This window comes from uncultured Campylobacter sp., from assembly GCF_937997405.1.
In the GTDB taxonomy this organism is placed as follows: domain Bacteria; phylum Campylobacterota; class Campylobacteria; order Campylobacterales; family Campylobacteraceae; genus Campylobacter_B.
The window spans coordinates 1-5,590 of record NZ_CALKTL010000123.1; the positions used below are offsets into that span (position 1 = coordinate 1).

The following is a 5,590-nucleotide window of genomic DNA, read 5'->3' on the forward strand; positions in this document are numbered from 1 at the left end:
GAATTTTAGAATTTTAGAATTTTAGAATTTTAGAATTTTAGAATTTTAGAATTTTTAAGGCGCGGAATTCTCGCGCCTTTACTTTAATTGTTTGAGAGTTGTTGTTTATTTGTTATTATATTATTTTTAATGTAGCCCAAGATAAACAAAATCGCATTTTATAAAATCTTTCTTTTAGGAAATCTTTAAAATTTATTTATATTTGTTCCATATCCATATAAAATTTAAGCAAAAAAAATGTAAAATAGTAGCTAAAAATTATGTTATTGACCGGAGGGTAGTATCATGAAAGTTAAGAGTTTTAGCTTTGCGCCCATTTTGGCGCTGTTGTTTTGTTTCGTGGCGGGGGCCTTTGCGGATAATAGACCCAATATTAAGATCAATCCCGCCGTTATAGATCCTTGGGAATACCCTGATAGTGGCGTGATCAATAGTAGTGATCCGCATTGGTATTGGTATTCAAGCGGTGAATGTGGAGATGGCGCCGGTCATAATCATTGTGGAACATGGAATTTTAGTGGTATTCGAGATTGGAAAAATCAAACCCCTGTCGTTAGGTTTGGCGGTCCCGGTACATATGTATTTGGAGACTATGCCGTAGCGGGAAATACTGTACTTAGCTTTGATTGGGACGGGGTTACGAAAGAAGTGGACAAAAACTTTATAGCCGGTGCAAATGGTCATTATTTAAAAGAAGACCCTGACACTTCTGCAGGAGCTTTTTATCTAAATAGCTCTAAATCAACTCTAAAACTACCTAAGGGTATTACTAAAGATGATATCGTTTTTGCAGCTTTGTATTGGCAAGGTAACGTAAGAGAGGCAAGAGAGCTTATTAATGAGGGATGGGATAAATACGTAGGAAACGGCGATGGAGTTAAGTTTGCCAAATGGTATAAATGGGCTAAGCTTAGAATGAAAAGCTCAAAAAGTGCAACAAGTACCGCTCCTATAGATATCCCAAGGGATAGATGTAACGGCGTAGCCGGCTGGAACTATAGAGAGAATGCTAGCTATAGAAATCTTCCTAACCCTCGGAAGGTAGAGATGCGTTTGGAATACGGCTGCTTTGCAGATATTACGGATAAAGTGAAGGCAAACTTTGTTGATTACTCTGATAGTATAGATTTTACCGTAGGAAACATAGTAGCTAGCGATGGTAGGGATAATGCCGGTGCAGCCCTTATTAATGGTGAGTTAAAAAATATTAGACTTGGTATGTGGGGTGGCTGGGGTGTAATCATAGTATATGATAAGACCTTGGACTCTAGAAATAAGCTAATGGCAGATTTACAAAGCCCTGCTAATCCTGTAGGTGTAGCGAAACCGTTTACTTACGCAGAGGCTGCAAAATTTAAAAACGATTATTACAAGCCTAAAAACGTAACCGTATATGGTGATTTTATAGCTATTACACCTTGGGCAGGCGCAAATGAATCTATAAACGTAAAAGCCGAGTTAAAAGGCTTTTACACTCCTAGGAGCGGTCGCGTTAATGCTAAGCTTAGTTTTTTAGGTTTTGGTGGCGAGGCGAAACTTGGACCTGAAATGAGCGGCAATGATAAGACGAAGGAATTTTTTAGAGTAGAGAATAAAAAAGCGGGCGGTAAAATGGATACTTTATATACTCCTAATGCCGCTTGGTCTAATGGAATAAACGCATTGGCTCAAATCGGAAGCGAATGGTATTCTAATATATTCGGCGGTACCATTATGAGGCTAAGAAGCGAAAATGGTGGATATGCTGCGATACCGGAAATCCTAAGAGGTAAGCATTACGAGGGAACGGATCAGGCAGCCGCCGTGGATTTAGATGAATTTGATATAAGCGATAAAATGGGCTACGGGCAATCAAGTATAAAGTTGGAACTGGGTGGTACGTATAACTCAACAAACAACCAATCCGATCAAAACTTTATAAGTATGATAGCAATATCAGTAGATCTGTATGTTCCTCAACTATGCTATCAGTATGAGGTATATAATGCCGCTAACTGGGTAAAATTTTTTAGAACTAAAGATGAAGATCCGCAGAATGGCAAAGTTATCGGTAGCAGATATAGTAAGACTGAGATTGACGACAATAAGCCAGAGCAGATCAAAAATCCAGTAGTTGCGGGCGAGCATATCTACTATAGAATGAAATTCGAAAACAGACTAAATGGTGGTAATAGCGAGGATGCTGTAGGTGCAGTAGTGTCAATCGATTTTGCTCAGGCAGGCGCTGCCTATACCAAAGATAGTTCTACTATAAATAATGAACTAGCCATAAACGATCCTATCACTACCACTACAAATACCATACCTGCAGCGGCCGCAGAGAAGCTGGTCTATCTACGCGATGGTCAAAAGGGCGCATATAAGACGATGAAAGATGTCATAAATGGCGGCACTCCAAATGTCACGGACCCTATCTATAATGATAGGCAATTTACGACGCTAGATAATAATGTCTTAAAATTCTATATCGGTGAGGGCGCAGGCGAGATAAAAGCCGGCACGACTACTCCGGTGGGCGGTCTAATGAGACCAGGTAAAGCGGCGTATGGTGAGTTTAACGCTACCGTTAATACCGGTGCAAAAATTCTTCAAGCTCCTGCCGTGACATTAAGCTACAAGATGAGTCTAGATATCGGCGGCGGTCAGCGAGTCGTCCTAGATATGGATAGTGCCTCTGAACTTGAGCTATGCGATGCAACGAAGGTTTCTAAAAGTGTTGATATCCAGCCGCTAAGTGGTTTGCAAGTAGTAAATAAGAATTTTAGTAATAGCGACGACGATGATAGGCTATATACTCAAATCTCCGATAAGCCTTTTGATGCAAAACTCATCTTTAGACCAGATTACGAGAGCCAATATTGTAAGGCTTATGACGATAAAACCGGTAAATGTACAGATTATATCGGTGCGGCTGCGAATTCTCCTTACTTTAAAAAAGATCCTAATACAGGTAAGCTCGTATATATCGGTAGCAAGGATAGAAAGCTTGAGAAATTTGGCTTGGGAGGAAAATTATATTTGTCCGTCATCAGGGCAAAAAATGCTGCTACTACGTCAGACAAAGTCAGTGAGGATGATAAGAAAAATAGCGTAGTTTATGCATGCCGATCAGTAACTGATACCTTAAAAATTCCGTTTAAGCTAAATGGCGATTCCTATTCTGTAGATAAGGAATTAGATTTTAAAAACAAGAGCATTTTAACTCTAAATAATATAGAGATAGGTGATGCGTATCAAGGTCTTACATTTATGCTTAGTTATCGTCCTGACGAGCAAGCTACCTCGAGATCCGATTTAGATAAGTATATAAAAGATAAGGACTTAAACAGTGAGGATCCTAAGGCTTACTATTTAGAGCTTAAAAAATGGGAGCTTAAGAAGCAATACGGGTATTGTGAAGCCAATGAAGATTTTGATTGGTGCAATAAAAGTCTGACTGCGGAACAAAAGAAGGATATCTGGGATAATATTATACAAAAGAAGCTGGATGAGCTTAAAAATAGTATAGATACGGCTAGCAATGAGTTCGGAATTAAAATGTCAAAAGACGGCTCGTTCCATATATGCGGTAGCGATAACTTCGTACTCCGCCCTGCGTATTTCAAAGTAGATACCGATGCGCTAAATAATTCCGGTAAATATAGCAAGATCGTAGATACTACCGCTAGTGGCGATATAACTAAAAAAGGCGTTAGTACCGATGTTTATAATCCTACCGAACTTCGCGTGGGTGGTGACTATGAGCAAAACGCAGATATCTTGGCGCACGTAATATCAGCTAGAAGTTACAGCGATAACGGCGTACCTAACTATACTGCAAGAATTGGCGGCGACCTAGGTAATCAGCGCTATCATCTACGTAAAAGCTATGGTACGGATTCCGACGATACTCAAGATATATCAACTAAGATCCGTGGCATCCAGACTTACTTGCGCCCATTCATATCTAATGAATGTGTGGCTAATGTAGATACCCAGTCTTATTATGTCGATAGAAAAACAGCCACCACTACATTAAAACGCGGTGTAAAGCAAGACGGCTGCTACGGCGGTACTGCAGTAGAGTATTCCGGTGCTAAATACAATGCCGAGACAGGCAAATACGAGATCGATCCATCGGCTATCAAAAAGGGCTCTTTTGGCAAGAGCGATGATGTTTCGTGCGTATTAAATGGTACAAGCTCAAAATTCGACGCATCGTATAGAAGAGTATGGGATAAAAATGCCGTAAGCTTATGGGCGGATTTTAATGCTAGAGATATCGTAGAGACTGGAGGTGTAGCGAAATTTAGCGGCAAAGGCAATTCTCAAGGCGCATATTTGATGACTCAGTCTAGAAAAGCTTCTGTGGATAAAGATAAAGAAAATGCCGTTATTTATACTGAAGGATTAGGTGCAAATGCCGATAAAATTTTTAACTACTATAATGTCGGTGATGTACTGGTAAGCGTCTATGATAACTCATGGACGGATGCCTACTCCGATCAGACATACTCTAAGAAGTGGAATAGCGCTAAATGTATTATTAATTCATCTAGCAATACTCCTAATGCTAAAGGTATGATAGGCTGCGACGTAGGTATGAGGCTTGCTGCTAACAAAGATAAAGCGATAAACGATAATATTGTATTGCGCTACAAGCCGGATCGTATCAGAGTGTCGCTCGTAAGCCTTGATAATGGTATAACAACCGGCGTAGGCGATAATAATATCACCGGTGGAACATCTGCATATACATATTTTAATGATCCGTATATTGAGAATAATGTCGTAGTATATCCAGGTGAAAATCCCGCACAGAATTTAGCTGTAACGCGTCAGATAAGCCAACTTGCCAAACTTAAAGTCAATGCCGTAGCGTATCTATCTGACAAAGTTTATAAGGATGTCATCGCTACGCTTTATGACGGATATAAGCAAAATGTTGGTGGTACTCCTCAAGCCGTGTGCGGATTTTCGAGTGATCTTGATTTTGCGCTAAATTTTGGATTTGATTGTCAAAGCAATAGTGCCGACGGACGTTGCTCCACAGCTACTGCTAATAGGACCGGTGGAGCTACAAATTACGTGCCATATCCTAATAGACCTACCGTTGTCTACAATATCCCTAGTGGTACACAGTTTTTCGCTAAGAATTCTAACGAGTGCCTAGGCTCTACGGGATATGATAGCAGATGCTATACATATAACGCAAGAACCCTAAGCTCAACTGTTACCGGAGGTTGGGAGGAAGCTGCTTCTGCTGCCGATACGGGTTACGGCTTGCCTATACCGCTTAGAACGGCGCTTAATTATTATTCCGATGCTTCATTAATAGGCGGACTTATCAATAGACCGAGAGGTGGCACAGGAATTAATTACGATTCTAAGTCGAGCGATTTTAGAATTTTGGCACAAGGATTTAGAGAGGGGCAGACCCCTGGTTCAACTGTGTATTTTAATTTCGCTAGGATGCATAAAACCCCTAGCACTCCGGTGCTTATCTACGCTAGTGACTTTAATATCGGAAATGGCACGGTTAGTATCGCCGAAAATTTTTGGCCGTCAAAATTTGATAAATCATACAATGCTATCTCAGATACAACTTCGG

1 protein-coding gene is annotated in these 5,590 nt (G+C 40.3%); it reads left to right on the plus strand.

The features are described from left to right. Window positions 1–285 precede the first annotated feature (285 nt). Window positions 286–5,590: hypothetical protein (locus Q0372_RS06540; RefSeq protein ID WP_298104017.1), on the plus strand; the 5,305-nt coding region annotated here is incomplete at its 3' end.